Source organism: Streptomyces sp. ID05-39B (assembly GCF_033794725.1).
In the GTDB taxonomy this organism is placed as follows: domain Bacteria; phylum Actinomycetota; class Actinomycetes; order Streptomycetales; family Streptomycetaceae; genus Streptomyces; species Streptomyces bobili.
The window spans coordinates 17,557-43,702 of record NZ_JARGEF010000022.1 but is presented as its reverse complement, the minus strand read 5'-3'; the positions used below and the strand labels follow the sequence as shown (position 1 = coordinate 43,702).

The following is a 26,146-nucleotide window of genomic DNA, read 5'->3' as shown; positions in this document are numbered from 1 at the left end:
GGCCGAAGCCGCGACGCAGCCTCGTCACATCAGCCATGACTGATCACACTCCGCAGGAAGAACCGCAGGTTCGCCGGCTTCTCCGCCAGCCTCCGCATGCTGCGCCTCCCCGGGGGACAACCCCCGAACCCCCGGCCGAAGCCGCGACGCAGCCTCGTCACATCAGCCATGACTGATCACACTCCGCAGGAAGAACCGCAGGTTCGCCGGCTTCTCCGCCAGCCTCCGCATGAAGTAGCCGTACCAGTCGGTGCCGTATGCCGTGTAGACGCGCATGCGGTGGCCCTCGGCGGCCAGGCGCAGGTGTTCCTCGCCGCGGATGCCGTACAGCATCTGGAACTCGTACTCGTCGGGCTTGCGGCCGGCCTTGCGGGCGAGTTCCTGGGCGATGGAGATCAGGCGCGGGTCGTGGGAGCCGATCATCGGGTATCCCTCGCCCTCCATCAGGACCTTCAGGATCCGGACGTACGCCTTGTCGATCTCGTGTTTCTGCTGGTGGGCGACCTCGGCGGGCTCCTTGTAGGCGCCCTTGACGAGTCGCACGCGGCTGCCGTTCGCGGCGAGGCGGCGGGCGTCGGCCTCGGTGCGGAAGAGGTAGGCCTGGATGACGCAGCCGGTCTGGGGGTGGTCCTCGCGCAGTTCCTCGTGGATGGTGAACATCGAGTCGAGGGTGGTGTGGTCCTCTGCGTCCAGGGTGACGGTCGTGCCGATGGCGGCGGCGGCCTCGACGACCGGGCGGACGTTGGCGAGGGCCAGTTCGTGCCCGTTTTCCAGCGCCTGGCCGAACATCGACAGCTTGACGGACATCTCGACGCGCTCGCCGAGACCGAGCTCCGCGAGGCGGTCCACCAGCGCCAGGTAGGCGTCGCGGGCGGCGGCGGCCTGCTCGGGGGTGGTGATGTCCTCGCCGACGACGTCCATCGTCAACTCCAGACCGCGCCCGGTCAGCTCCTCGATGATCGGGACGATGTCGTCCACCGTCTCACCGGGGATGAAGCGGTCCACGACCTGCTTCGTCACCGGGGCCGCCGAGATCAGGCGTCGCATCCGGTCGCTGCGCGACGCGGCGAGAATCACGGGACCCAGCACGGGGCACCTCCACATACCAACCCATACGAGGCCGCTTCCCGACGTTTCGGGAACGGCACGGAGAACCACCGTGAAACCTAAGGATCCCTCCGATCGTCGGCCATCGACAGCTGTCACGCATCCGTGCCGCAGATCTCAGACAGATGTATGAAGGGGCCGCAAGGATGCGGGAGAATGACCGGGTGACGGCGGACTTCAAGGGCGAATACCAGGAGCTGGTCGACGAGATCTCGGAGCTGCTCGGCGCCCCGGCGACCCTGGAGAACCGCGACTTCGAGCTGATCGCCTTCGGTGCCTACGACAGCGAGGACGAACTGGCCGCCGCCGCGCTGGACCCGGTGCGCACCCGCTCGATCCTCACCCGTCGTTCCACCGCGGCGGTCCGGGCCTGGTTCGAGGGCTTCGGCATCACGCGGGCCACGGGCCCGGTGCGCATCCCGCCGGCCCCGGAGGCCGGCGTCCACCGGGGCCGTATCTGCCTGCCGGTGCGCCACCGCGGGGTCGTCCTCGGCTACGTCTGGCTGCTGGACGGCGGGCAGGGGCCCTCGGACGACCAGCTGGCGGGCGCGATGGAGGTGGCGGGCCGGATCGGCGCCCTGCTCGCCGACGAGGCCCAGCACGGCGCCGACCTCACCCGCGAACTGCGGGCGGTGCTGGCCGCCGACCGGGGCTGGCAGCGCGACATGGCGGTGGCGGAGCTGCGCACCGCGCTCGGCAGCCGCGCGGACGGCCCTCATACGGTGGTGTGCGTGGCGCCCTGGCCGTCGGCCGACCCGGACGAAGCGCCGTCGCTGCGTACCCTGCCCGGCGCGGAGGCCCTGTGCACGGTGCCGTGGGGGGTGAGCGGCCAGTGCCTCGCGGTGCTGGTCAGGCTGCGCTCGACGGACACCCTGACGCCGGCGACCTCGGCGGCGGCGCGGCTGCTGGAGCGGGCCGGCCGGGCGGGCGCGGCCGGGGTCGCGGCGGGGCGGGCCGGTCTGGCGGAGCTGGGGGCGGCCTGGCAGGAGGCGTCCGCGTCGGCACGGGCGGCGCTGGCGGAGCCCCGCCTCGGCCCGACCGCCGAGTGGGCGTCGATCGGCCCCTACCGGCTGCTGACATCGCTGCCGGCCGGCTCGGCCCAGGATCCCGCCGTACAGGCGCTGTTGACGCCTGCCCATCGTGAACTGGCCCGCACCGCCGAGGTGTACCTGGACCGTGCGGGTCAGGCGGGCCGGGCCGCGGCGGAGTTGGGCATCCACCGGCAGACGTTGTACTACCGGCTGTCGCGGGTGGAGCAGTTGACGGGCCTGGACCTCGACGAGGGGGAGGACCGGCTGCTGCTGCACATGGCGCTGAAGGCGCGGCGGCTCTAGACCGCGCTCCTCACCCGCACACCCTCGCTACTGAAAACGATTGTCATCGTGCTACGGTCGGCGCACCCTTGAATCTTTGACGACCCCTCTCCGGAGTGTTCCGTGCGCCTGCCCACCCGCCGCCTGCTCCCCGTACCGGCCCTCGCCGCCGCCTCCGCGCTGCTCACCGGCTGCTTCTCCGGTGACGGAACCACGGCCGGGTCCGGCGGCGCGGACGGAAAGCGGGTGCGGCTCGCGATGATGCTGCCGCCGCGCTCGGGCCTGTCCCCGCTGTCCGACGACGCCTTCAAGCTCTCGCGCTGGTCGACCGCCGAGACCCTGGTCAAGCTGGACGCGGCCGGTGACGCCCAGCCCGCGCTCGCCACCTCCTGGCGGCGCGACGGCCGGACCTGGAGCTTCGAGATACGCGACGGCGTCACCTTCCACGACGGCACGAAGCTCGACGCCGACGCCGTCGTACGCTCCCTCACCCGGGCCGCGGGCGCCTCCCCCAAGCCCCGCATCCTGGACGGCGTCGAACTGACCGCGAAGGCCGCCGACGCCGACACCGTCACCGTGACGACCGCCGCCGAGGACCCGCTGGTCCCGCAGCGGCTCAGCTCGCCGCAGCTGGCCGTCCTCGCCGCGAAGGCGTACACGGGCAAGACCGTGAACCCGGTCGGCGCCGGCACCGGCCCCTTCGAACTGACCGAGGTCAACGGCACCTCGACCGCCACCCTCGACCGCTACGACGCCTACTGGGGCGGCAGGGCCAAGGCCCCCGGCATCGACGTGCGGTTCGTGCCCGACGGCACCGCCCGTGCCGCCGCTCTGCGCAGCGGCGAGGCCGACATCGTCGAATCGGTCCCCGTCTCCCAGGCCGCGCTGCTCGACGAGGACCTCGTCACCGAGGTGCCCATGCCGCGCACCAACACCCTCTACCTGAACACCGGGAAGGGCGTGTTCAAGGACGCCTCGCTGCGCGCCGCCGCCCGTGAGGCGATCGACGCCGAGTCGATCGTGAAGGGCGTCTACGAGGGCCGCGCCGATGTAGCCGAGGGCCTGCTCGGCCCCGCGCTGCCCTGGGCGGCCGGGCTGCGCACACCGGTGACCCGGACCCAGGCGGGCGATCCGGCGGGGCGGACCGTCACCATCGGCACCTTCACCGACCGCGCCGAACTCCCCGAGGTCGCCGCGGCCCTGCAACAGCAGCTGCAGAAGGCCGGGTTCAGGGTGAAGCTGGACGTGCGCGAGTACGCCAACATCGAATCCGACGCGCTGGCCGGCGAGTTCGACGCGTTCGTCCTGTCCCGCGCGACCGTCCTCGACTCCGGTGACCCGGCCGCCTACCTCTACAGCGACTTCGCCTCCGACGGCTCCTTCAACATCGCCCAGCTCGACAACCCCTCGGTGGACGCCGGGTTGAGGAAGGCCGGCGAGACGCCCGCCGGAGACGCCCGCCGCAGGGCCGTCATCGCCGCCGAGGCCGCCGTCCTCGCGACCGACGCCGCTGTGCCGATGCTGCACGAGCGGGTCATCCAGGGCGACGCGGCCACAGTCGTCGGTGCCGCCCACGACCCGCGCGAGCGGGAACTCGTCACGGCCGCCACCCACGTCAAGTGAGACCCTCCGCCCGTCGGCTGTGGCCCGGCGCCGCCGGGGCGACCCGCTCGCTGTCCCTCCTCGCGGTCGTCGCCGCCGTCGGCCTGCTGCCCTGGCTGTCCGGCCGCGACCCCGCCCTGTCCGTCCTGCGGGCCCGCTCCGCCGAGCAGGAACCCACCCGGGAGGCCCTGGACGCCATCCGCCGCGACCTCGGCCTGGACGCCGGTCCACTGTCCCTGCTGGGCAGCTGGGCGGCCGGTCTGGTCCGCGGCGACCTCGGGCTCTCCTGGGTGTCCGGCACCGACGTGGGGCCCTCCGTGCTGGCCGGGCTCCAGGTGTCGCTGGCCCTGATGGGCGCGGCGTTCGGGGTGGCGGTGCTGCTCGGCGTCGCGCTCGTGGCGCCGGTGCTGGTGCGCGGACGGGCGTCGGCCGGCGCGGGCGCCGCGATGCTGGCGGCCGTGCCGGAGTTCCTGCTGGCCACGGTCGGGCTGCTGGTGGGCGGGGTGTGGCTGGGTCTGCTGCCGACGTCCGGCTGGGACGGCCCCTCGTCCATGGTGCTGCCCTCGGTCGCGCTCGGCGTCCCGGCGGGCGGCCTGCTCGGCCGCCTCGTCGCGGACGCGCTGCCGGCCGTCCTGGAGGAGCGGTGGGTCGAGCTGTGGCGGGGCGCCGGAGTGAGCCGCGCCCGCGTCTCGGCCGCCGCGCTGCGCCGCGTCCTGCCGCCGCTGGTACCGCAGTTCGGCATGGCCGCGGTCGGCCTGACCGGTGGCGCGGTCGCCGTGGAGACGGTGTTCGCGGTCCCCGGCATCGGCCGTACGGCGCTGGGGGCGGCCAAGTCGCAGGACCTGCCGCTGCTGCAGGGCGCGGTCCTGGCCCTGCTGCTCCTGGGCCTGGTCACCGGCGCGCTGTCGGCGCTCGTACGGCGGCGGCTCCTGGGCCCTGCCCTGCGGGACGCCTCGCTGTCGCTGCCGCCGCCGCTGCCGGTCCGCGTCCACCCCGCGATCCCGCTGACCCTGGCCGCGCTGCTCGCCACGGCGATCGGCTGGGGCCTGCTGCGCGACCCGTACGCCGTGAACACGGCCGTCCGGCTGGCCCCGCCCTCCTGGGCGCACCCGCTCGGCACCGACGGGCTCGGCCGGGACGTCCTGGCCCGCCTCGGACACGGCGCCGCGTCGACGGTCGGCACGGCGGCGGCCGTCTGCCTGCTCAGCCTGGTCCTCTCGCTCGCGCTGGGCTTCCTGCCCGGGGTCGCTGCCGGGGCGGCGGACATCGCCAACGCGCTGCCCCCGGTGATCGTCGGCATCCTGGTCGCGGCCGTCGCGGGCCCCGGCACCGGCGGGGCGGCCTTCGCCGTCGCCCTGATCTCCTGGCCGCCACTGGCCGCGCACGCGGCCGCACTGGTGCAGGAGGTGCGCGCGTCGGGGTTCCTCACCGCCCAACGGGCCATCGGCGCGACCCCGTCGTGGATCCTCACCCGGCATGTGCTGCCCACGGTCGCCGCGCCCGTCGCCCGGCACGCCCTCCTCCGGCTGCCCGGCATCGCCCTCGCCCTGGCCTCCCTGGGCTTCCTCGGCCTCGGCGCCCAGCCCCCGGCCCCCGAGTGGGGGCTTCTCCTGGACGAGTCCCGCGCCTACGTGGAACGCGCCCCGTGGGCCGCCCTGTCCCCGGCGATCGCCCTGGCCCTGCTGGCGGGGCTGGCGGTGTCGGGGGCGGCGTACACACAGGGCGTCGCACGAACTGCCGGAAAGGAGGCCCCCGTTGGAGTCTGAGGTGACAAAGGCGCCGCCGGTAGGGCACCCGAGCCTGCTCTCGGTCCGTGACCTGCGTGTCTCCTTCGGCGGCACCGAGGCCGTACGCGGGCTGTCCTTCGACGTTGGCCCCGGTGAAGTCCTCGCGCTGGTCGGGGAGTCGGGGGCGGGCAAGTCCCTCACCGCTCGCGCCCTGCTGGGGATGCTTCCGCGGGGCGCGGCCATGAGCGGGGACATCCGGCTGGACGGTTCCGCGGACCTCGCCGCCGCCCGCGGCCGCCGTATCTCGCTCGTGCCGCAGGACGCCCTGTCCGCCCTCTCCCCCGTGCACCCCGTCGGCGAGCAACTCGCCGCCGCCGTACGGTCGCTGCACCGTGTCTCCCGCGCCGAGGCCCGCGCGCGTGCCGTCGCCGCGCTGGACCGGGTGGGCATCCCGGACGCCGCCCGGCGGGCGCGGGCGTATCCGCACGAGTACTCCGGCGGGATGCGCCAGCGGGCGGTGATCGCGATGGCGATGTTGGGCGAACCGGACCTGGTGGTGGCCGACGAGCCGACCACCGCGCTGGACGCCGAGCGCCGCGAGCAGGTGCTGCGGGTGCTCGCCGAACAGCGTGAGGCGGCCGGCGCCGCCCTGCTCCTCGTCACCCACGACCTGGACGTCGTACGCGACCACGCGGACCGCGTGCTGGTGATGTACGCGGGACGGTTGAGCGAACTCGGCCCCACGGACGTCGTGTTGAACCGTCCGCGCGCCCCCTATACCGCCGGACTCCTGGCCTCCCTCCCCCAGGACGGCCCCCGGCGCCGCAGGCTGACCACCCTCCCCGGCACGCCTCCGGCACCGGGCGCCCTGCCGCCCGGCTGCGCCTTCGCGCCCCGCTGCCCGCTGGCGGCGGACGTGTGCCGCACCGGGGAACCGGAGCCGCGGAGCGTGGACGGACGGCTCGTCGCCTGCCACCTGGCGGACGAAGTCCCCGCGCGCGCCGTCACGTTGTTCGGGGAAGGACGACCGGCATGACCGCACCCCTGCTCGACGTGCGCGATCTCGTGGTCCGCTACGGGTCCGTCACCGCCGTGGACGGTGTCTCCTTCGCCCTGGAGGCGGGCGAGACCCTCGCCCTCGACGGCCCGTCCGGCTGCGGCAAGTCGACCACCGCCCTGGCCGTCCTTCAGCTGCGCCGCCCCGACTCCGGCGAAGTCCGCTTCGAGGGCCGGGAGTTGACGGCCCTCACCGATCGGGAGCTGCGCCCCCTGCGCCCGCGCATGCAGCCGGTCTTCCAGGATCCCTACGGCTCCCTCAACCCCCGCCACCGCATCCGCGACGCGGTGGCGGAACCCCTGAAGGTCCAGGGCCGCTGGACCGACGCCGACGGCCCCGCGCGCGTGGCCGCGCTTCTCGACCGGGTCGGCCTCGACCCGTCGTACGGCGACCGCCGCCCCCACGAACTCTCCGGCGGGCAGTGCCAGCGCGCCGGCATCGCCCGCGCGCTCGCCTCCGAGCCTCGCCTGCTGGTCCTCGACGAACCGGTGTCGGCCCTGGACCCGTCGGTTCGCGCGGGGATCCTGAACCTGCTGGCCGACCTCCGCGACGACCTGGGGCTCGGCTACCTGTTCATCTGCCACGACCGGGCGGTGGTACGGCACTTCGCGGACCGGGTGGTGCGGATGCGGGACGGACGGGTCAGTCCTTCGTCGCCGCCGCGATGACCTGGCGCAGCCCTTCCGCGAGCTGGTCCGCCTCGGGCGCGGTCTTCGGGTCGAAGGACCACTGTGCGATGAGGCCGGTCATCAGGGTGACGTAGAACAGGCCGACGGTGTCGGCGGTCTCGTCGGACACGTCCTCCTCGCGGCCGCCCATGAGCAGCGGGATCAGGCCGCGTCCGGCCTCCCGCTGGGCCCGCGACAGATGGTCGCGGACCTCGGGCAGTTTGTCGCCCATGACGAGGATCTCCATGCTGAGCCGCCACAGCGAGCCGGGCTCGCGCATGGTGCCGATGATGTTCGCCCACACGCAGCGGAAGCGTTCGAGAGAGCCGGGCTCCCCCGCCGGCCCCGCGCCGTCGCTCCCCTCGAAGGCGTCACCCATCCCCTCGACCAGCGAGATGTAGGCCTGCGCCAGGAGCGCGTCCTTCGAGCCGTAGTGGTAGCCGATCGAGGCCAGGTTGGTCCCCGACTCCTTGACGACGTCCCGCGCGGTGGTGCGCGCGAACCCCTTCTCCAGCAGGCAGCGCTTGGCGCCCTCCAGCAGATCCTCACGGTGTCCCATGCGGCCAGCGTACCCCCCGATCCATACAGTCGTCCCATACGCATGACTTATACATGCGTTCTAGACAACCGTTTAAGACACTCGTACAGTCCCGGCATGACGAACTCGACGAGCACCTCCCCGGGCCCCCGCGCCGGGCGCCGCGAATGGACCGCCCTCGGCGTCCTGATGCTCCCGCTGCTGCTGGTCTCCATGGACGTCTCCGTCCTCTACTTCGCCATCCCGGCGATCAGCGCCGACCTGGAGCCCACCGGCACCCAACAGCTGTGGATCTTCGACATCTACGCCTTCGTCCTGGCCGGCCTTCTGATGACGATGGGCTCCCTCGGCGACCGCATCGGCCACCGCAGGCTCCTCCTGATCGGCGCCGCCGCCTTCGGTACGGCCTCGTTGGTGGCGGCGTACGCGAACAGCGCCGAGACCCTGATCGCGGCCCGCGCAGTCCTTGGCATCGGCGGTGCGACCCTGATGCCGTCGACGATGGCGCTGCTGCGCACGATGTTCACCGACCCCGGTCAGCGTGCGAAGGCGATCGGCATGTGGTCCGGGGTGATGACGGCGGGCATCGCACTCGGCTCGGTCATGAGCGGTGTGCTCGTCGAGTACTTCTGGTGGGGCTCGGTCTTCCTGGTCAATCTGCCCGCGATGGCCCTGCTGCTGGTCCTCGGGCGAGCGCTGCTCCCCGAGTCGAGGAACCCCGCCCCCGGCCGCTTCGACCGGCCGAGCGTCCCGCTGTCGATGGCCGCCGTGCTCCCTGTGGTCTACGGCCTCAAAGAGATCCCGTCCGAGGGCTGGAACGTCCGTTACGTCGTCTCGATCACCGTCGGCCTGCTCTTCGCGGCCCTCTTCGTCCACCGCCAGCGCACCGCAGCCTCGCCGATGATCTCCCCGGCCCTGTTCCGCGGCCGCGGCTTCGCGCCCTCCGTCGCCCTGAACCTCGTCTCGGCCTTCGGGATCATGGGGTCGGCGTACTTCACCACGCAGTACCTGCAGTCGGTACTCGACAAGAGCGCGCTGGAGGCGGCCCTGTGGGCGCTGCTGCCGTCGGTACCGATCGGGGCGGCCGCCCCGGCCGCCACTGCCCTGGTGCACAAGGGCGTCGACCGCGCCCACGTCGTCACAGCGGGCTTCGCGACCGCCGCGGGCGGTTTCGCGCTGCTGTCCCTCGCCGGCACGGACTCGATGTGGCTGGTGCTGGTCGCGTGCGCCGTCCTCGCCGTCGGGGGCGTCATCGTGATGTCCCAGATCATGGACCTCGCGATGGGCACCGCTCCGGTGGAGCGGGCGGGCTCCGCGTCCTCCCTGATGGAGACGGGCGCGGAGTTCGGCGGCGCGCTGGGCATGGCGGTGCTCGGATCGATCGGCACAGCGGTCTACCGCCACGAGATGCCGTCCACGGCCCCGGATGTCGCAAGGGAGACGCTGGGCGGGGCGCTGGCAGTCGCCGATCAGGTGCCGGGGCTGGCGACGATGGCCCGGGAGGCGTTCACGAGCGGGATGAACGGCGCGGCGATCGCCGGGGCGGTGCTGCTGTCGGGGGCGGCCGGCCTGGCGGCGGTGACGCTGCGGGGAGTCCAGGCGCACAACAAAACGCCGGACGAGCTGCACAGCTCGTCCGGCGTCGTCTGAGAACGAGGCCCTCAAGGGCCGAAGCGGGGGTCCGCGGGCGGCAGCCCCCGGACCCCCCACCCACGTCAGACCAGGTTCACCGCGCGCGCGGACGCCGCGCCGATCTCCACGGCGACCTCCGCCAGGACACCCGCGGGGACCGAGTCGTCCACGGTGAGGACCGCGAGGGCCTCCCCGCCGACCGCCGCGCGGGCGACCTGCATGCCGGCGATGTTGATCCCGGCCTCGCCGAAGATGCGCCCGACGGTGCCGACGACACCCGGACGGTCCTCGTACCGCAGCACGACCATGTGGTCGGCGAGCGCGAGGTCCACGTCGTACTCACCGACGGCGACGATCTTCTGCAGGTGCTTCGGACCGGCCAGCGTGCCGGACACCGACACCTCCTCGCCGCTGCTGAGCGTGCCGCGCACCGTGACGACGTTGCGGTGGTCGGCCGACTCCGAGCTGGTCGTCAGCCGCACCTCGACGCCGCGCTCCTGCGCGAACAACGGGGCGTTGACGTACGACACGGTCTCGTCGACGACGTCCTCGAAGACACCCTTCAGCGCGGACAGCTCCAGCACCTTCACGTCGTGCTGGGTGATCTCGCCGTAGACCTCGACGTCGAGGCGGACGGCGACCTCACCGGCGAGCGCGGTGAAGATGCGGCCGAGGCGCTCGGCGAGGGGCAGGCCAGGCTTGACGTCCTCGGCGATGACGCCGCCCTGGACGTTCACCGCGTCCGGGACCAGCTCGCCGGCGAGGGCGAGGCGCACCGAGCGGGCGACGGCGATGCCGGCCTTCTCCTGCGCCTCGTCGGTGGAGGCACCGAGGTGCGGGGTGGCGACGACCTGGTCGAACTCGAACAGCGGGGAGTCCGTGCAGGGCTCCTTGGCGTACACGTCGAGGCCGGCGCCGGCGACCCGGCCCTCCTTCAGCGCCGAGTACAGCGCCGCCTCGTCGACGATGCCGCCCCGGGCCGCGTTGACGATCCGCACGCTGGGCTTGACCTTGCGCAGCGCCTCGTCGCCGATCAGACCGACCGTCTCGGGGGTCTTGGGCAGGTGGACCGTGATGAAGTCGGAGACCTCGAGCAGCTCGTCCAGCGACAGGACCTTGACGCCCATCTGCGCGGCCCGCGCGGGCTGCACATAGGGGTCGTAGGCGACGACCTTCATCCCGAAGCCCGACATGCGCTGGGCGACGAGCGCGCCGATACGGCCGAGGCCCACGACGCCGAGGGTCTTCTCGGCCAGCTCCACGCCGGTGTACTTGCTGCGCTTCCACTCGCCGTTCTTCAGCGCGGCGTTGGCCTGCGGAATGTGGCGGGCGGTGGCGAGCAGGAGACCGCACGCCAGCTCGGCGGCGGTCACGATGTTGGAGGTGGGGGCGTTGACGACCATCACGCCGGCCTTGGTGGCGGCGGACACGTCGACGTTGTCCAGGCCGACGCCGGCTCGCGCGACGACCTTCAGCTTCTTCGCGGCGGTGATCGCCTCGGCGTCCACCTTGGTGGCCGAGCGGATCAGGATCGCGTCGACATCGGCGATGGCCGGGAGCAGTTCGGCTCGATCCGCTCCGTTGCAGTGCCGGATCTCGAAGTCCGGGCCGAGTGCGTCCACGGTCGCGGGCGACAGCTCTTCAGCGATGAGTACGACAGGTTTCGAGCTCACGTGAGTCCTCACAAGTCCAAAGCGTGCGGACGGCCGTCCCGACGGCCGCAGGCGGAGGAGGGGCTAGCCGCGTGGAAGACGCACGACGCTGTGGGCCTGACGCGTATTAGTGCAGCAGTGTAGTGGCGCGGCGAGGAGCGTCTTGCGCCTCTGCGGAAGGATCACCCGTCCGTGGCTGGACGGGCTGGACAACACCATGACACACGGCGTTACCCCTGGTTAACCGACGAGGGCCGGAGCGAATCGCTCCGGCCCCCCGGCGTGAGGCTTACGCCTCCTCGTCGACCCAGCTCATCAGCTTGCGCAGCTGCTTGCCGGTGGTCTCCAGCAGGTGCTCGGAGTCGGCCGTCTTGTACTCGTTGTACTTCTTCAGACCGCCGTGGTACTCGTCCATCCAGTTCTGGGCGAAGGTGCCGTCCTGGATCTCGGCGAGGACCTGCTTCATCTCGGCCTTGGTGGCGTCCGTGATGATGCGCGGGCCGGTGACGTAGTCGCCCCACTCGGCGGTCTCGGAGACCGACCAGCGCATCTTCTCCAGGCCGCCCTCGTACATGAGGTCCACGATCAGCTTCAGCTCGTGGAGGCACTCGAAGTAGGCGATCTCCGGCTGGTAGCCGGCCTCGACCAGGGTCTCGAAGCCCGCCTTGACCAGCGCCGAGGTGCCACCGCACAGCACGGCCTGCTCACCGAACAGGTCGGTCTCGGTCTCCTCGGTGAAGGTCGTCTTGATGACACCGGCGCGGGTGCCGCCGATGGCCTTGGCGTACGACAGGGCCAGCGCGAAGGCGTTGCCGGTGGCGTCCTGCTCGACGGCCGCGATCGCGGGGACGCCGCGGCCCTCCTCGTACTGACGGCGGACCAGGTGGCCCGGACCCTTCGGGGCGACCAGGGCGACGTCCACGCCGGCCGGGGCCTTGATGAAGCCGAAGCGCACGTTGAAGCCGTGCGCGAAGAACAGCGCGTCGCCGTCCTTCAGGTTCGGGGCGATGGACTCCTCATAGACCTGGGCCTGGATCGGGTCCGGGATCAGGATCATGATGAGGTCGGCCTCGGCGGACGCCTCCGCCGGGCTCAGCACGCGCAGACCCTGCTCCTCGGCCTTGGCCTTGGACTTGGAGCCCTCGTGCAGACCGACCCGCACGTCGACACCGGAGTCGCGCAGCGACAGCGCGTGGGCGTGGCCCTGGCTGCCGTAGCCGATGACCGCGACCTTGCGGCCCTGGATGATGGACAGGTCGGCGTCAGCGTCGTAGAACAGCTCGGCCACTTTGGGTTCTCTCCTTGGTGTGCAGGTGTTGCGTCCCACCGTATGACGGCGGGCGGAAGGGAAGTCTCGGGGTCTCGGTATACGGGCGGCCCGTGTCGGCCGGCCGCCCGGTTCCGTCGCCTCGCGTCGTTACGCCGACCGGTCCAGTGCTCGCAGCGAACGGTCGGTGATCGAACGGGAGCCGCGGCCGATCGCGATCGTGCCGGACTGGACCAGCTCCTTGATGCCGTACGGCTCGAGCATCTTGAGCATGGCGGTGAGCTTGTCGCTGCCGCCGGTGGCCTCGATGGTGACGGCTTCCGGGGAGACGTCCACGGTCTTGGCGCGGAACAGCTGGACGATCTCGACGATCTGGGAGCGCGTCTCGTTGTCGGCGCGCACCTTCACCAGAACGAGTTCGCGCTGAACGGCCGATCCGGGTTCCAGCTCCACGATCTTCAGCACGTTGACGAGCTTGTTGAGCTGCTTGGTGACCTGCTCGAGCGGCAGTTCCTCGATCACGTTCACCACGATGGTGATGCGCGAGATCTCGGGGTGCTCGGTGACACCGACCGCGAGCGAGTCGATGTTGAAGCCTCGGCGGGAGAACAGGGCGGCGATCCGGGCGAGGATGCCGGGCGTGTTCTCCACCAGGACGGAGAGCGTGTGCTTGGACATGTCTCTTGGGTCTTCCTCGCTCAGTCGTCTTCGTTGTCGCCGAAGTCGGGGCGGACGTCCCGTGCGGCCATGATCTCGTCGTTGGAGGTGCCTGCGGCGACCATCGGCCACACCATCGCGTCCTCGTGGACGATGAAGTCCACGACGACGGGGCGGTCGTTGATCGAGTTCGCCTCTTCGATGACCTTGTCCAGGTCGGCCGGGTCCTCGCAGCGGATCGCGTAGCAGCCCATCGCCTCCGACAGCTTGACGAAGTCGGGGACGCGGGTGCCGGCGCTCGGCTGCTTGCCGTCCGCCTCCGGGCCGCTGTGCAGCACGGTGTTGGAGTAGCGCTGGTTGTAGAAGAGGGTCTGCCACTGGCGGACCATCCCGAGGGCGCCGTTGTTGATGATGGCGACCTTGATCGGGATGTTGTTCAGGGCGCAGGTGGTCAGTTCCTGATTGGTCATCTGGAAGCAGCCGTCGCCGTCGATCGCCCAGACGGTCTTGGAGGGGACGCCCGCCTTGGCACCCATCGCGGCCGGGACCGCGTAGCCCATCGTGCCGGCGCCGCCGGAGTTCAGCCAGGTGGCGGGCTTCTCGTACTGGATGAAGTGCGCGGCCCACATCTGGTGCTGGCCGACGCCCGCCGCGAACACCGTGCCCTCGGGCGCGAGCTGCCCGATGCGCTCGATGACCTGCTGCGGGGAGAGCGAGCCGTCCGCGGGCTGGTCGTAGCCCAGCGGGTAGGTCTCGCGCCAGCGGCTGAGGTCCTTCCACCAGGCGGTGTAGTCGCCCGGCCCGCTCTCGGTGTGCTCCTTCTGCACGGCCTGGATCAGGTCGGCGAGGACCTCGCGGGCGTCGCCCACGATCGGCACGTCGGCGGCACGGTTCTTGCCGATCTCGGCCGGGTCGACGTCCGCGTGGACGATCTTGGCGTACGGCGCGAAGCTGTCGAGCTTCCCGGTGACGCGGTCGTCGAAGCGGGCGCCGAGGGCGACGATCAGGTCGGCCTTCTGGAGTCCGGTGACGGCGGCCACCGAGCCGTGCATGCCGGGCATGCCCAGGTGCAGCGGGTGGGTGTCGGGGAACGCGCCCAGCGCCATCAGGGTGGTGGTGACGGGCGCGCCGGTCAGCTCGGCGAGGACCTTCAGCTCGGCGGTCGCCTGGGCCTTGAGGACGCCGCCGCCGACGTAGAGGACCGGCCGCTTGGCGGCGGTGATCAGCTTGGCGGCCTCGCGGATCTGCTTGGCGTGCGGCTTGGTCACCGGGCGGTAGCCGGGCAGGTCCATGGTGGGCGGCCAGGAGAAGGTCGTCCGCGCCTGGAGGGCGTCCTTGGCGATGTCGACCAGGACCGGCCCTGGACGGCCGGTGGAGGCGATGTGGAAGGCCTGCGCGATGACGCGCGGGATGTCCTCGGCCTTGGTGACCAGGAAGTTGTGCTTGGTGATCGGCATGGTGATGCCGACGATGTCCGCCTCCTGGAAGGCGTCCGTGCCGATCGCCTTGGAGGCGACCTGGCCGGTGATCGCGACCAGCGGCACCGAGTCCATGTGGGCGTCGGCGATCGGGGTGACCAGGTTGGTGGCGCCCGGTCCCGAGGTGGCCATGCAGACACCGACCTTGCCGGTGGCCTGCGCGTATCCGGTGGCGGCGTGGCCCGCGCCCTGCTCGTGGCGGACCAGGATGTGACGGACCCTCGTGGAGTCCATCAGCGGGTCGTACGCGGGAAGGATCGCACCGCCGGGAATGCCGAATACCGTGTCGGCGCCGACCTCCTCGAGAGAACGGATGAGGGACTGCGCACCCGTCACGTGCTCGACGGGCGCGGAGTGCTGCCCTCCGGATCGGGGCCGCGGCTGCGGGTGATGGGCCCCGGTGGCCTGCTCGGTCATCGGCATTCTCTTCTCGATGCTGAGGGTTTTTGCGAGGTTTGTACGGTGTTCGACTGCTGGACTGCAGGTACTGGTGCAACAAAAAACCCCTCGTGCCAAAAGGCAAGCGAGGGGAGCGCGCCGGTGTGGGTCGCTGGGGATTCCGGATCGTCCTCCGGTGCGTCCCAGCTCAGCCGACGCGCTGTCCAAGTACGAGAATTCGGGTGCGCATGGCATTGACCCTCCCCCCGGCACGCACCGACTGTCAAGTGGGTGGGACGGGGGTCTCATTATGTGAGCGCAGGGCCGTGCCACCACCGAGGCTGCCGCCTCCCAGGACGGCCGGGACCCCCGCGGTGAACACCCCCGCGGCGCCCCCGGTGAACGCGGGCTCGGCGGGCCCGTGCGGCAAGGGGCAGCTGCCCCGCCCGAGCGCCCGGCGCAGCCGGTACTCGTCGAGCGGTCCGGCGAAGGCCATGCCCTGCCCGTGCGTGCAGCCCATCGAGCGCAGGGCGACGACCTGCTCCGGAAGGTCCACGCCCTCGGCCACGGACTGGAGTCCGAGTTCTCCGGCGATCCGCAGCAGCCCACTGGTGATCTTGTGCAGCCGGTCGGACTCCACGACCCCCTCGACCAGACCCCGGTCGAGTTTCAGTACGTCGACGGGGAGCCGGCGCAGCGCCGTTATGGCCACGCCGCCGCCGAAGCCGTCCAGCACGATCCGGACACCCAGGCGCCTCAGTGCGGCGAGCCGGCGCTCCAGGTCGTCCAGACGGACCCCGGCGTCGATGTCGGACAGCTCTATCACCAGGGACCCGGACGGCAGCCCGTGGCGGGTCAGCAGGGCCTCCACGGAGCCCAGCGGCAGCGAGCGGTCCAGCAGCCGCCGGGCGCCCGTCTGGACCACCACCGGTACGTTCAGCCCGCTCGCGGCGCGGTCGGCGGCCTGCTCGACGGCCTGCTCCAGCACCCAGCGGCCCAGTTCGGCGGTCCGGTCGCCCTCGTCCGCCACCCGGAGGAACTCGGCGGGGGTGAACAGCACCCCCTGCGAGGACCGCCACCGCGGCTGCGCGGCGACCGACGAGATCCGGCCGTCGTCCAGCCGCACCACGGGCTGGTGCAGCAGCGCGAACTCCCCGTCGTGCAACGCGGCGCGCAACCGCGTCGCCAGCTCCGCCTTGCGTACGACGTCCTGCTGCATCTGCGGCTTGTACAGCTCGACCCGGCCCTTGCCGCCCGCCTTGGCCCGGTACATCGCGAGGTCGGCGTTGCGCAGCAGCTCTCCGGCGCCGAGTCCCGCCTCGGCGAAGGCCACGCCGATGGAGGCGGCGACCCGCACCTCGCTGCCGTCGATCAGATACGGCTGGGAGAGCGTGAGCCGCAGCCGGTCGGCCAGCTCCAGTATGTGCCCCTCTCGGGCACCGCGGTCGCGGGTGCCGTCGCCGACGATCAGGGCGGCGAACTCGTCGCCGCCGAGCCGGGAGGCGGTGTCCCCCTGCCGCACGGCGTCCTGGAGCCTGCGGGCGGCCTGGATGAGGAGTTCGTCGCCGGCCTGGTGGCCGATGGTGTCGTTGACGGCCTTGAAGCCGTCCAGGTCGATGAAGAGGACCGCGGTGTTGCGCAGGGCGGCGCCCCGGTCGGAGCTGCGACGGCCGGAGAGCGCCTGCTGCACGCGCCGGGTGAACAGGGCGCGGTTGGGCAGGTCGGTGAGTGGATCGTGCTCGGCGTTGTGCTGGAGCTGCGCCTGGAGGCGGACCCGCTCGGTCACGTCGCGGCTGTTGAAGATCAGGCCGCCGTGGTGCCGGTTCACGGTGGACTCGACGTTGAGCCAGCCTCCCCCGTCGCCGAAGCGGAACCGGCACTCGATGCGCGTGGTGGGTTCCTCCTGGGGGTTGGCGGCGAGGAAGCGGCGCACCTCGTGCACCACACACCCCAGGTCCTCCGGGTGGATGAGGTCGGCCAGTTCGGTGCCCACCAGCTCCTCGGCGGTCCGGCCGTAGACACCGGCGGCGGCCGGGGAGACGTAGCGCAGGACGCCGCTGGGGGCGGCGATCATGATGACGTCGCTGGAGCCCTGCACCAGGGACCGGAAGTGGTTCTCCTTCTGGGCCAGCTCCTGGGTGAGGGTGATGTTGTCGAGCAGCATGATGCCCTGGCGCACCACGAGGGCCAGCACGACGGCGCCGCCGGTGAGGAGGACGACGCGGTCGACGCTGCGGCCGTTGAGGACGTTGTAGAGGATCCCCAGGGTGCAGACGGCGGCGGCCAGATAGGGCGTGAGGGCGGCCAGGGAGCCGGTGATGGGGCGGGTGACCGGATAGCGGGTCGCCTCGGCCCCCGGCGCGGGCTGCCGCGCGGGCTGCCGCCCGTGCGGACGCTGTCCGGGCACGTGCTCGTGCACCACGCGCGTGTGCCGCTCGGCGCCCGCCCTGCGGTGCCGCCCGGCGGCCCAGGGGGCGTATGCGAGGAGCAGGGATCCGGCGAACCAGCCGGCGTCGAGGAGCTGGCCCGAGCGGTAGTTGTTGTGCAGCAGCGGTGAGGTGAACAGGGCGTCGCACATCACGGTCAGCGCGAGGGCGCTGACCGCGGTGTTGACCGCGGTGCGGTTGACGGGCGAGCGCCGGAAGTGCAGCACCAGCACCATGCTCACGAGGGCGATGTCGAGCAGCGGATACGCCAGGGTGAGCGCCGCGGTCGCCACGCTCGGTCCGTCGAGGTCCGCGGCCTGGGCGAGCGCGAGGCTCCAGGCGAGGGTGAGCAGCGAGCCGGCGATCAGCCAGGCGTCCAGCGCGAGGCAGATCCAGCCGGCCTTGGTCACGGGCCGGGCGGCGAGCACCAGCAGCCCCACGATCGCGGGCGGTGCGAAGCAGAGGAAGAACAGGTCGGCGAGGCTGGGGCTGGGCACCGGCCGCTCCAGGACCACCTCGTACCACCCCCAGATCGCGTTGCCGAGGGCCGCCATCGCCGAGGAGAACGAGAACAGCAGCCAGGCGGGGCGCAGGCGGACGCGGCGGGTGCGCGCGTAGAGGGCACACGACACGGAGGCGGCGCCCGCGGCCGCGGAGAGGCCGAAGTCCCCCATGATCAGGGCGACATGGTCGGACCCCCAGCCGAGCGCGGAACCGACGGCGTATCCCGCGCACACCAGGGCCAGCAGGAGTTGGTGGACCGTGTTCGATCCGGGGCCACCGAAGGCCGGCGGCTTGGCAGGCGGCGTGCCCGCCGGGGCGGGGGCCTGCGCCCGCGGCGCTCCGTCGAGGAGGGTCGTGGAGGTCGGCGGCGAACTCACCGGATCCTCCAGGTCCGTGCCGCTCCCGCGTCCCGCACGCCCCGGTGCGCCGGGTGCGCGTGACTGCGGCGGCCGCTGTGCCTGCGGTGGTGACGGCCGGTGGGCCGGCTTCCGTGACCGGCGGGGCCGTCGCTTCCGCGCCTGGCCGTGCAACAGGGCCGTCGGCGGCGGCTCCGCCGCGTCGGGTCGTTCGTCCATAGGCCGTGCATCGCCCGTCGCCCCCCTCACAGTCTGAGATGTCCATCCCCGGCGCCGAACGGTGCACGGCGCAGCCCCTGTCGGGACGATACACCAGTCTCGTCACTCAGGGACATAGCTTCTCTACGCTCAGTGACGACCAGCGACTATGCCGGTACGGACCGCGTCCGAGGGACTGCGGAGCGTGCCCGAACCGGACCGTAGGTGTGCCGTGGCCGTCAGGCCTCGTTGGTGGCGCCCGTCGTAAGGATCACGTTGCGCAGGGGCTCCCGGTTCACGAAACGCCCCAACTGGTCCACCAGCAGGCGCTTGGCACGCGGCAGGAAGGCGGACGTGGGCCCGCCGACGTGCGGGCTGATCAGCACGCCCGGCGCCTGCCACAACGGGTGGTCCCGCGGCAGGGGTTCGGGATCGGTGACGTCCAGGGCGGCGGTGAGCCGGCCGCTCTCCAGCTCCGCGAGCAGGGCCTTGGTGTCGACGACCGCGCCACGGGCGACGTTGACCAGCAGCGCGCCGTTCTTCATGCGGGCGAGGAAGCCGGTGTTCACCAGTTGCCGGGTGGTCTCGGTCAGGGGCGTGGAGAGGATCACGACGTCCGCCTCGGGCAGCAGCGCGGGCAGTTCGGTGAGTGGGTGCACGGGACCGCGCGCCGTAGTGCGTGCGGAGCGCGCGACGCGCGCCACCCGCGCGACCTCGAACGGCGCGAGCCGGTCCTCGATCGCCGAGCCGATCGCGCCGTACCCGACGATGAGGACGTTCTTGTCGGCGAGCGCGGGGTGGAACTCGCTCTGCCAGTGGCCCTGTTCCTGGGCGCGCACGAACTTCGGGATGCCGCGCAGGGAGGCCAGGGTGAGGGTGAGCGCCAGTTCGGCGGTGCTCGCCTCGTGCACCCCGCGCGCGTTGCAGAGCTGTACGCCCGGTGGGAGGTCGGCCAGGCGCGCGGTGACGTCGTCGACGCCCGCGGTGAGGGTCTGGACGACGCGGACGTTGCGCATCCGCGGCAGCGGGCGCACCTTCACGGGCTGCCGCTTCATGTAGGGCACGACGTAGAAGACGCAGTCGGCGGGGTCACCCGGGAACTCCTGCTCTCCGGTGGGTCCGCCGTCCCAGAAGAGGGGGTGGAGGCCCTCGGGGAGCCCTTCGATCTCGTCCGGCGGGATGGGAAGCCACAGGTCAGCAGTCATGGTGAGGAGGCTATGTCAGGCATGCGCGCGTGCAGCGGTTAGGTTGGTGGGCCGGGCGAGGGAGGGTCACGAGCAGGTGGAGCGCAGGACGATCGGCGCGGCGGCGCTCGCGGTGGGGGCCGTCGGACTCGGGTGCATGCCGATGAGCTGGGGATACAGCGGGTCGCGGCAGCGGGGGGACGAGTCGCTGAGGGCCCTGCACCGGGCGCTGGATCTGGGGGTCTCCCTGCTGGACACCGCGGACATGTACGGCCCGTTCACCAACGAGCTGTTGCTGGGGCGGGTGTTGAAGGAGCGTCGCGGGGACGCGTTCGTGTCGACGAAGGCCGGGCTGCTGGTCGGCGAGCAGCACATCGTGGCCAACGGCCGCCCCGGCTATGTGAGACGGGCCTGTGACGCTTCTCTCCGGCGGCTCCAGACCGACGTCATCGACCTGTACCAGCTGCACCGCGCGGACCCCGAGGTCCCGGTGGAGGAGACGTGGGGCGCGATGGCCGAGCTGGTGCGGGCGGGCAAGGTACGGGCGTTGGGCCTGTGCGCGGTGGGCGCGCGGGGCGGACGCCGTGCGGGCGGGCGGCTGTACGACGCGACGATCCGTCAGCTGCGACGGGTGCAGCAGGTGTTCCCGGTGAGCGCGGTGGAGGCGGAGCTGTCGGTGTGGTCGCCGGAGGCGCTGGACGCGCTGCTGCCGTGGTGCGAGGCCCGCGGTATCGGGTTTCTGGCGGCCATGCCTTTGGGGAATGGTTTCCTCACCGGCACGCTGACGCCCGGCGAGGGCTTCGAACCCGATGACATGCGGGCCCGGCACCCCCGTTTCACCGCCGAGATGATGGCCGCCAACCAGCCGGTCGTCGCGGGTCTGCGCCGGGTGGCCGCCCGGCAGGGCGAGGGCGTGACGGCCGCGCAGGTGGCGCTGGCCTGGGTGCTGGCGCAGGGCCGGCACGTGGTGCCGGTGCCGGGGGCCAAGCAGGAGCGCTGGGTGGCGCAGAACGCGGGGGCGGCCGGGCTGCGGCTGAGCGCGCGGGACCTGGCCGAGGTGGCGGAGCTGCCGGCGGCCCAGGGTTCGTGGGACTGAGGACCTCCGGGCGGCTCCGTGGAGGCCGGGGCGGCGGAATCGGGTTCCGGAGATCGGGAACTCGAACGGCGCGAGCGGTGTATGACAAGGAGAACCTGCCGCTGGACCGCCGCGTCGAAGGGACCAAGATCGTGCAACGTCGCGCAGTGACGGCCGTACTGGCCGCGAGTGTGCTCCTGCTGTCGGCAGGCTGCTCCTCGGACGAGCGGGGGTCCCCGGGCGCCGCCCCGAGCCCGTCCCCGAGCCCCACGGCGGCCGGCTCGTCCGCCTCGCCTGCCGAGGAGACCCCGCCCGCCAAGGGCACGGTCAAGGTGGTGCGCACCGTCGCCGGGGGTCTGAACACCCCCTGGGGCCTCGTGCCGCTTCCCGAGGGCGGCCTGCTGGTCGCCTCGCGCGACGAGGGGACGATCACCCTGGTCGACGAGGAGAGCGGCAGGAAGACCGAGCTGGGTGAGGTGCCGGGCGTCTCGGCGGCGGGCGAGGGCGGCCTGCTCGGCATCGCCCTCTCCCCCGACTACGCCTCGGACCACATGGTGTACGCCTACTTCACCTCGGCGTCCGACAACCGCGTGGTGCGCATGCTGTACGACGCCGGGCGCCCCGTCGGCGAGCAGCTGGGCGCGCCGGACACCGTGTTCCGGGGCATCCCCAAGGGCATGATCCACAACGGTGGGCGGATCGCCTTCGGCCCCGACGGCCTGCTGTACGTCGGCACCGGTGAGAGCGGCCGGCAGGGTCTGTCGCAGGACAAGGAGTCCCTGGGCGGCAAGATCCTGCGGCTGACCCCGGAGGGCGAGCCGGCCCCGGGCAACCCCTTCCCCGACTCCCCGGTGTACTCGTACGGCCACCGCAATGTGCAGGGTCTCGCCTGGGACGCGAAGCAGCGGCTGTTCGCCGCCGAGTTCGGCCAGAACACCTGGGACGAGCTGAACGCGATCGTGCCGGGCGGCAACTACGGCTGGCCGGAGGCGGAGGGCAAGTCCGACGACGGCAAGTACCGCGATCCGCTGGACCAGTGGGGCACCGACGAGGCCTCGCCCAGCGGGATCGCCTACGCGAAGGGCTCGGTATGGATGGCGGGCCTGAGGGGGCAGCGCCTGTGGCGCGTTCCGCTGAAGGGCACGGTCGCGTCGGCCGATTCGCAGGCCTTCCTGGAGGGCGACCACGGCAGGCTGCGCACCGTGGTCGCGGCGGGCGGCGGCAAGCTGTGGGTGACGACCAGCAACACGGACGGCCGGGGCGCGCCGAAGGAGGGCGACGACCGGATCCTGGAGCTCGAGGTGAGCTGAGGGTTTCCCGCGCGCGGGCCCGCCCGTCAGCCGCCGGGCTCCGCGGGTGGGGCCGGGTCGGGCGGAGCCGGGTCAGGTGCGGCCTCGTCGGGTGGTGCCGGGTCAGGTGCGCCCTTGTCGGGCGGCGCCGGGTCGGGCGGTCGCACGACCACGACGGTTCCGGACGCGAGGTCTATCGGCCCGTGTCCGGGATCGGCGTCACCGACGTCCTGCCTGGTCAGCTCCAGACGGTTCTGCTCGTCACGGGTGTGCTTGCGGCCGGGTGCGAACAGTTCGTCGAACATGTTGAACACGGCGCCTCCCCTGCCGGTTCCGGCCAGCGTACGCCTCACCCCGCGGGCGGCACCTGGAGAGCTTCGGCCGGGAAGAGCCCCAGCCGGTGCGCCACCGCCGCCGCCTCGCCCCGTCCTGCGACGCCGAGCTTGCCCAGGATGTTGGAGACGTGGACGCTCGCCGTCTTCGGCGAGATGAAGAGGGTCTCGGCTATCTGGCGGTTGGTACGGCCGGCCGAGACCAGACGCAGGACGTCGCGTTCCCGGCCGGTGAGACCGAGCGCCTCGACGGGGTCGGAGGCGGCCGGGGCCCGGCGGGGACCGGGCGTCAGGGACAGCCGGGCCCGCTGGGCGAGCCGGCCGACCGCGTCGGCGAGGGGCCGTGCGTCCAGGTGGGCGGCGACGGCGTGGGCGAGGCGGAGCAGCTCCGCGGCACGGTCGCGTTCCTCGTCACCACCCTCCGTGAGGAGGGCCTCGGCCAGCCGGTACCGGGTGCGGGCGAGGTCGTGGGGGCGCTCCATCGTCTCGAAGGCGGTGACCGCCTCGGCCCAGTCCCCGGGGCCACCGCGGCCCTCGGCGCGCAGCAGCTCGGCCCGCAGCCACAGCTCGTGTGCCCGCCAGACGGGGACGACGGCGACGATCTTCTTGGCGGCCTCCCGGATGCGGGCGAGGAGCTCGTCGCGGCCCTGGTCGGCGCCGGGCAGGCCACGGGCGTCTCCCTCGGCGGCGGCCCCGGTGAGGAGCAGCGGCCAGGCGTAGCGCTGGGCGCCGGGCGGGAAGCCGCGGTCGAGGGCGCGGGCGAGGTGGGCGCGGGCGTCCGGGAGGCGGCCCGCGCCCGCGGCGAGGGCGACGGCGAGCCGGGTGAGGGGCAGGTCGTTCTGGGGTGCCAGGTCCTGGGAGCCGAAGTACCCGCGCGCCGCCGCCAGTTGGCGGCCGGACTCGGCGAGGTCGCCGCGGGTCAGGGCGAGTTCGCCGCACAGGGCGGCGTGGAAGCCCCGGATGCCCACGCCCTGGCCGATGCGTCCGGCGGCGGCGCAGGCCCGCTCGGCCTCGTCCCAGCGGCCCAGCGACAGCAGGGATTCGGCGAGGTTGGCCCAGACCCAGGACTCCGTCTCGGAGAGTCCGTGCCGTCGCGCGTAGGCGATGCCCTCCTCCATGATCGGCAGGGCCTCGCGGGAACGGCCGACGGCTTCGAGTTCGGAGGGGAGGTTGACGTAGGCGTTCAGCGCGACGGACGGGATGTTCTCGGCGAGTGCCTGGTCCTTGACCTCGTACAACGCGGTGAGGCCGGGCTCGACGTGGCCGGCGTCGACCATGAGGACGCCGAGGATCTGGCGGGCGTCGAGTTCGATCTCGCGGACGCCGACCATGCGGGCGTACTCCACGGCGTGCTCGGCGGCGGCGTAGGCGTCGGGTCCGGGGGCGTGCAGCAGGGACCAGTTGGCGACATGGGTGAGCACCTCGGCGTGCACCTCGCTGGGCGGCAGGCCGCGCACCAGGTCCTGTGCGGTGGACAGTTCCTCGCGGCCGCTGCCCCGGCCCAGGGAGCGCACCAGCCGGGAGCGCTGCACCCAGAACCAGGCCCTGCGCAGCGGGTCGTCCTCGTCCTCCAGCAGCCGGAGCGCCCGCTTGGTGATCTTCAGTGCGCTTTCGCGGTCCCCGCACAGACGGCCGGCCACGGCGGCCTCGGCCATGAGGTCGAGGTAGCGCAGCGGCGTGGTCTCTGGATCGCAGCCGCAGGCGGGGTAGGCCTCGGCGTAGTCGAGGGGCCGCAGTCGGTTCCGTACGTCCTCGGGGGCGGCGTCCCAGAGTTCCATCGCGCGTTCCAGGAGCCGCAGTTGCTCGCTGTAGGCGTGCCGGGAGCGGGCGGTGACGGAGGCGTCGAGGACGGCGGGGAGTGCCTTGGCCGGGTCGTGGGCGTGGTACCAGTAGCTGGCCAGGCGGGTGACGCGCTCGTCGGCCGGGACGAGCGTCGGGTCGGCCTCCAGGGCCTCGGCGTAGCGGCGGTTGAGACGGGAGCGTTCGCCGGGCAGCAGGTCGTCGCCGACGGCCTCGCGGACCAGGGAGTGGCGGAAGCGGTAGCCGTCGCCGGCGGGGGTGGCGAGCAGGATGTTGGCGCCGACGGCGGCGCGCAGGGCCTCGATGAGGTCGTCCTCGGCGAGCCGGGCCACGGCGGCGAGCAGCCGGTACTCGACGGTGGAGCCGCCCTCGGCGACGATCCGGGCGACGTTCTGGGCGCTCTCCGGCAGCGCCTCGACGCGGACGAGCAGCAGGTCGCGCAGGGTGTCCGTGAGGCCGGGGCGGCAGCCCTCGTGGGCGGCGACGGCGAGTTCCTCGACGAAGAAGGCGTTGCCGTCGGAGCGTTCGAAGATGTCGTCGACCTGGGCGGGGTCTGGTTCGGCGGCGAGGATACCGGCGATCTGACGGCCGACCTCGTCGCGGGTGAGGCGGGCGAGGTCGAGGCGGTGGACGGTGCGCAGCCGGTCGAGTTCGGCGAGCAGGGGGCGCAGTGGGTGGCGCCGGTGGATGTCGTCGGCGCGGTAGGTGGCGAGGACGACGAGGCGGCCGGTGCGCAGGGTGCGCAGCAGATAGGAGAGGAGATGGCGGGTGGAGGCGTCGGACCAGTGCAGGTCCTCCAGGGCCACCACGACGGTGCGGTCGGCGGCCACCCGCTCCAGGAGGCGGGCGGTGAGTTCGAAGAGGCGGGCCATGCTCTCCTCGTCGTGCCGGCCCGCGCTCGCCTCCCCCAACTCGGGCAGCAGCCGGGCGAGTTCCTCCTCCTGGCCGGCCGCGGCGGCGGCCAGGTCGTCCGGCAGGGCCCGGCGCAGGGCGCGCAGCGCGGTGGAGAAGGGGGCGAAGGGCAGCCCGTCGGCGCCGATCTCGACACAGCCGCCGAGCGCGACGACGGCTCCCCGGCGGTCGGCCGCGGTGGCGAACTCCTCGACGAGCCGCGTCTTGCCGACCCCGGCCTCGCCGCCGATCAGCAAAGCCTGCGGCTCGCCCGCGGCGGCGCGGGCGAGCGCGTCGTTCAGAGTGGCCAACTCGTCGGCGCGGCCGACGAAGACGGGGCTGACGGACCTGTTCTCCACGGGGGCGAGCATCGCACGGAGGTGCGACGGCGGCCCAGTCGTTATCGGTGGCGCGGGTGTCGTCGGTGCCGTGCGTGTCATCGGTGGCGCGGGTGTCGTCGATGGCGGGGCTGTCGTTGGTGCCGCGGCTGTCGTCGGCGAAGCGGCTCTGGCCGGCGGCCGGGTCGTGCTCGATGGCGCGGCTGTCGCCGGCAGCCCGGTCGCCGTCGCCGTGGCCGGTGTGGGCGTGGTAGGGCGGCCGACCCCCGTGCGGCCGCCCTGCCGTGCCCCGGTGCTCACGCGGTGCGGGCGGACCGCAGCCGGCGGGGGCGGTGGGTATGGGGTTCGCTCTCGGGGGTCTCGGCGCGGGCTGCGCGCTGGGCCTCCCGGCGGGCGGCGCGGCGGCCGCGGAGGGCCTCGCGGGCCAGCCGCTCGTCCGCGGCGCGGCGCAGGAGTTCGGCGGAGCGGGCCTGGTGGATCTCGTACTCGTACATGGTGGACGTCCTCTGAAGGTCGGTGGATCCGGCGCCGCTCGGTGCGACGCTCTCGATGCCTCAACCTTCGTCTCCCAGGGGGGTCCGCCACATCGGGAGAGTTCCGCATGTTCGGGGCCGGGCGGGGCCTTAGACACGCGGGAGGGGCCTTAGTACGGCCGTAAGGTGCTTACGGCCGTACTA

At 72.7% G+C, this 26,146-nt stretch carries 19 protein-coding genes; 8 read left to right on the top strand and 11 right to left on the bottom strand.

All coding sequences use genetic code 11. The features are described from left to right. Positions 1-162 precede the first annotated feature (162 nt). Positions 163-1,089, bottom strand: a complete 927-nt coding sequence (locus tag P1P75_RS08195; protein ID WP_319253029.1) for a proline dehydrogenase family protein — start codon at positions 1,087-1,089, stop codon at positions 163-165. Positions 1,090-1,253: 164 nt separating this feature from the next. Here P1P75_RS08195 and P1P75_RS08190 point away from each other — a divergent pair, with 164 nt between their 5' ends. The 5 genes from P1P75_RS08190 to P1P75_RS08170 all read left to right on the top strand — a co-directional run bounded on the left by P1P75_RS08190 (position 1,254) and on the right by P1P75_RS08170 (position 7,474). Then, positions 1,254-2,441: a helix-turn-helix domain-containing protein gene (locus tag P1P75_RS08190; RefSeq protein WP_319253027.1), complete on the top strand. Its 1,188-nt coding sequence runs from the start codon at positions 1,254-1,256 to the stop codon at positions 2,439-2,441. A 102-nt stretch (positions 2,442-2,543) separates the two neighbouring features. Continuing rightward, positions 2,544-4,043, top strand: coding sequence for an ABC transporter substrate-binding protein (locus tag P1P75_RS08185; RefSeq protein WP_319253025.1), 1,500 nt, complete (start codon positions 2,544-2,546; stop codon positions 4,041-4,043). Then, positions 4,040-5,788, top strand: coding sequence for an ABC transporter permease subunit (locus P1P75_RS08180; protein ID WP_319253023.1), 1,749 nt, complete (start codon positions 4,040-4,042; stop codon positions 5,786-5,788). The genes P1P75_RS08185 and P1P75_RS08180 overlap by 4 nt, the downstream gene beginning before the upstream one ends. After that, on the top strand, positions 5,778-6,785 hold the full coding sequence (locus P1P75_RS08175; RefSeq protein ID WP_319253021.1) for an ABC transporter ATP-binding protein: 1,008 nt from the start codon (positions 5,778-5,780) through the stop codon (positions 6,783-6,785). Before P1P75_RS08180 ends, P1P75_RS08175 begins: the two co-directional genes overlap by 11 nt. Further along, positions 6,782-7,474, top strand: a complete 693-nt coding sequence (locus tag P1P75_RS08170; protein ID WP_319253019.1) for a dipeptide/oligopeptide/nickel ABC transporter ATP-binding protein — start codon at positions 6,782-6,784, stop codon at positions 7,472-7,474. The genes P1P75_RS08175 and P1P75_RS08170 overlap by 4 nt, the downstream gene beginning before the upstream one ends. Here the strand turns inward: P1P75_RS08170 and P1P75_RS08165 are convergent. Further along, positions 7,449-8,033 (bottom strand): TetR/AcrR family transcriptional regulator, encoded by a 585-nt coding sequence (locus P1P75_RS08165; RefSeq protein ID WP_319253017.1) that lies wholly within the window; start codon positions 8,031-8,033, stop codon positions 7,449-7,451. The genes P1P75_RS08170 and P1P75_RS08165 overlap by 26 nt on opposite strands. Positions 8,034-8,129: 96 nt before the next feature. Here P1P75_RS08165 and P1P75_RS08160 point away from each other — a divergent pair, with 96 nt between their 5' ends. Then, on the top strand, positions 8,130-9,662 hold the full coding sequence (locus P1P75_RS08160; RefSeq protein WP_319253014.1) for an MFS transporter: 1,533 nt from the start codon (positions 8,130-8,132) through the stop codon (positions 9,660-9,662). A 65-nt stretch (positions 9,663-9,727) separates the two neighbouring features. Here P1P75_RS08160 and serA read toward each other — a convergent pair whose 3' ends face one another. The 6 genes from serA to P1P75_RS08130 form a co-directional block, all read right to left on the bottom strand. Then, positions 9,728-11,317: a phosphoglycerate dehydrogenase gene (serA, locus tag P1P75_RS08155; protein ID WP_319253012.1), complete on the bottom strand. Its 1,590-nt coding sequence runs from the start codon at positions 11,315-11,317 to the stop codon at positions 9,728-9,730. Between the two features lie 268 nt (positions 11,318-11,585). Continuing rightward, positions 11,586-12,584 carry a ketol-acid reductoisomerase gene (gene ilvC / locus P1P75_RS08150; RefSeq protein WP_319253010.1) on the bottom strand — a complete coding sequence of 333 codons (999 nt, stop codon included), beginning with the start codon at positions 12,582-12,584 and terminating at the stop codon, positions 11,586-11,588. A gap of 129 nt (positions 12,585-12,713) precedes the next feature. Further along, a complete protein-coding gene (gene ilvN, locus P1P75_RS08145) occupies positions 12,714-13,241 on the bottom strand; it encodes an acetolactate synthase small subunit (RefSeq protein WP_073494430.1) in 528 nt (175 codons plus the stop codon). A gap of 20 nt (positions 13,242-13,261) precedes the next feature. Next, complete coding sequence (locus tag P1P75_RS08140) at positions 13,262-15,115, bottom strand: acetolactate synthase large subunit (protein WP_319253008.1); 1,854 nt, start codon at positions 15,113-15,115, stop codon at positions 13,262-13,264. Positions 15,116-15,359: 244 nt separating this feature from the next. Next, the gene (locus P1P75_RS08135) at positions 15,360-18,383 is read right to left on the bottom strand and encodes an EAL domain-containing protein (RefSeq protein WP_319253007.1); all 3,024 of its coding nucleotides are present in this window, start codon (positions 18,381-18,383) and stop codon (positions 15,360-15,362) included. A 416-nt stretch (positions 18,384-18,799) separates the two neighbouring features. After that, positions 18,800-19,765: a 2-hydroxyacid dehydrogenase gene (locus tag P1P75_RS08130; protein WP_319253005.1), complete on the bottom strand. Its 966-nt coding sequence runs from the start codon at positions 19,763-19,765 to the stop codon at positions 18,800-18,802. A gap of 76 nt (positions 19,766-19,841) precedes the next feature. On the opposite strand from P1P75_RS08130, the gene P1P75_RS08125 reads away from it, so the two are divergent. Both P1P75_RS08125 and P1P75_RS08120 read left to right on the top strand, forming a co-directional pair. Further along, positions 19,842-20,840: an aldo/keto reductase gene (locus tag P1P75_RS08125; protein ID WP_319253003.1), complete on the top strand. Its 999-nt coding sequence runs from the start codon at positions 19,842-19,844 to the stop codon at positions 20,838-20,840. Positions 20,841-20,986: 146 nt separating this feature from the next. After that, complete coding sequence (locus P1P75_RS08120) at positions 20,987-22,129, top strand: PQQ-dependent sugar dehydrogenase (RefSeq protein ID WP_319253045.1); 1,143 nt, start codon at positions 20,987-20,989, stop codon at positions 22,127-22,129. A gap of 26 nt (positions 22,130-22,155) precedes the next feature. Here P1P75_RS08120 and P1P75_RS08115 read toward each other — a convergent pair whose 3' ends face one another. The 3 genes from P1P75_RS08115 to P1P75_RS08105 form a co-directional block, all read right to left on the bottom strand. Continuing rightward, positions 22,156-22,422, bottom strand: a complete 267-nt coding sequence (locus P1P75_RS08115; protein ID WP_319253001.1) for a DUF6191 domain-containing protein — start codon at positions 22,420-22,422, stop codon at positions 22,156-22,158. Between the two features lie 35 nt (positions 22,423-22,457). Next, positions 22,458-25,502 (bottom strand): AAA family ATPase, encoded by a 3,045-nt coding sequence (locus tag P1P75_RS08110; RefSeq protein ID WP_319252999.1) that lies wholly within the window; start codon positions 25,500-25,502, stop codon positions 22,458-22,460. A gap of 263 nt (positions 25,503-25,765) precedes the next feature. After that, entirely contained in the window at positions 25,766-25,963 is a 198-nt protein-coding gene (locus P1P75_RS08105; protein ID WP_319252997.1) for a hypothetical protein, read from the bottom strand. Positions 25,964-26,146 lie beyond the last annotated feature (183 nt).

Coding starts and splice junctions, on each gene's coding strand:
- P1P75_RS08190 (WP_319253027.1), top strand. CDS start 1,254: ATGCGGGAGAATGACCGGGTGACGGCGGACTTCAAGGGCGAATACCAG.
- P1P75_RS08170 (WP_319253019.1), top strand. CDS start 6,782: ATGACCGCACCCCTGCTCGACGTGCGCGATCTCGTGGTCCGCTACGGG.
- P1P75_RS08165 (WP_319253017.1), bottom strand. CDS start 8,033: ATGGGACACCGTGAGGATCTGCTGGAGGGCGCCAAGCGCTGCCTGCTG.
- P1P75_RS08160 (WP_319253014.1), top strand. CDS start 8,130: ATGACGAACTCGACGAGCACCTCCCCGGGCCCCCGCGCCGGGCGCCGC.
- ilvN (WP_073494430.1), bottom strand. CDS start 13,241: ATGTCCAAGCACACGCTCTCCGTCCTGGTGGAGAACACGCCCGGCATC.
- P1P75_RS08140 (WP_319253008.1), bottom strand. CDS start 15,115: ATGACCGAGCAGGCCACCGGGGCCCATCACCCGCAGCCGCGGCCCCGA.
- P1P75_RS08130 (WP_319253005.1), bottom strand. CDS start 19,765: ATGACTGCTGACCTGTGGCTTCCCATCCCGCCGGACGAGATCGAAGGG.
- P1P75_RS08110 (WP_319252999.1), bottom strand. CDS start 25,502: ATGCTCGCCCCCGTGGAGAACAGGTCCGTCAGCCCCGTCTTCGTCGGC.
- P1P75_RS08105 (WP_319252997.1), bottom strand. CDS start 25,963: ATGTACGAGTACGAGATCCACCAGGCCCGCTCCGCCGAACTCCTGCGC.